We start from the raw sequence: 1,129 nt of genomic DNA on the forward strand, positions 1-1,129 counted from the left end.
GACTGCGCGACCACCCGGGTGGTGGTCGGGGTCAGCGGCTCACTGGGCAGCCTCGCGGCGCTGCACCGCGCCGCCGCCGAGGCCCGCCGCACCGGCGCCGCGCTGGTGCCGGTGCTCGCCTGGGAGCCCCCGGGCGGCGAGCTCGGGTACCGCCGCTCGCCCTGCCCGCCGCTGCTCACGGCCGCCCGTGCCGCCGCCGACCAGCGGCTCCGGGATGCGCTCGACGCGGCCTTCGCGGGTGCCGACGCCGGCGTGCCGGTGCACCCGGTCGTCGTCCGAGGCGAGACCGGCCCGGCCCTCGTCCACATCGCCGACCGGCCCGACGACCTCCTCGTCCTCGGCCACGGTGGCGGCCTGCTCCGCCGGGGCTTCCGGCGCGCGGTCGCGTCCTACTGCCTGCGCGAGGCCGCCTGCCCGGTGCTGACCGTCCCGACCCCGCCGCTCCAGCGCGAGCTGGAGTCCCTGCACCGGCGGACCCGGTGGCACCTGCCGACCGGCCAGGCCGCCGAACTCGCGGCGATGAAGGGGTAGCCGCCCGTGCGCATGCCGGGGCCGGAGGGCGGCCACTTCGTGCTGTTCACGGCTGCGGCGCTGCTGGTGGCGCTGCCGGCCGCCGTCCCGCGGCGGACGGTCCGGGTGGCGAGCGTGCCCCTGAGGCCGGCGCCGCCGCGGTACCGAACGTTCGGGTGCCGCGGAGCGGCGGTCAGCCGCGCGGTGGGCGGGCGATGCGCAGTCCGGCCCGGCCCAGCTGGCCGGTGATGTCCGCGAGGTACCGCTCGGCGTCGGCCACCGTGCCGATCCCGGCGGCCCGTTCACGGATCCGGTCGTGCTCGTCCGGGTGCAGGCGCGCCTCCTGGATCGCGGCGGTCTCGACGAAGCCGCGCAGGGTCGCCGTGACGGGCCGGCCGGGATCGGCCGGGGCGGCGGTCTCGGCCTTCCACGTGACGCCCGATTCGGCCGGGTCGGGCAGGGTGCGGGGCGCGTCGCGCGGGGCGTCGGCGGAGAGCAGGTGGAGGAAGTCGTTCGCCCGGGCGTCGCGGTCGGTGAGCGGGGCCAGTCCGAACAGTCGCTCGACGGTGGCGAGGAGCGAGCCGTGGTCGTACTGCGTGTGGTCGATCAGGTTGCAGTT

1 protein-coding gene and 1 pseudogene are annotated in these 1,129 nt (G+C 78.2%); one reads left to right on the forward strand and one right to left on the reverse strand.

Annotation, left to right across the window (positions count from 1 at the left end):
- Positions 1–21: 21 nt before the first annotated feature.
- Entirely contained in the window at positions 22–531 is a 510-nt protein-coding gene (locus tag AB0O00_RS40750) for a universal stress protein (RefSeq protein ID WP_363659701.1), read from the forward strand.
- A 172-nt stretch (positions 532–703) separates the two neighbouring features.
- Here the strand turns inward: AB0O00_RS40750 and AB0O00_RS40755 are convergent.
- Positions 704–1,129, reverse strand: a pseudogene (locus tag AB0O00_RS40755) (hypothetical protein); the annotation flags it as partial.

This window comes from Kitasatospora sp. NPDC093558, from assembly GCF_040683475.1.
GTDB lineage: Bacteria > Actinomycetota > Actinomycetes > Streptomycetales > Streptomycetaceae > Kitasatospora.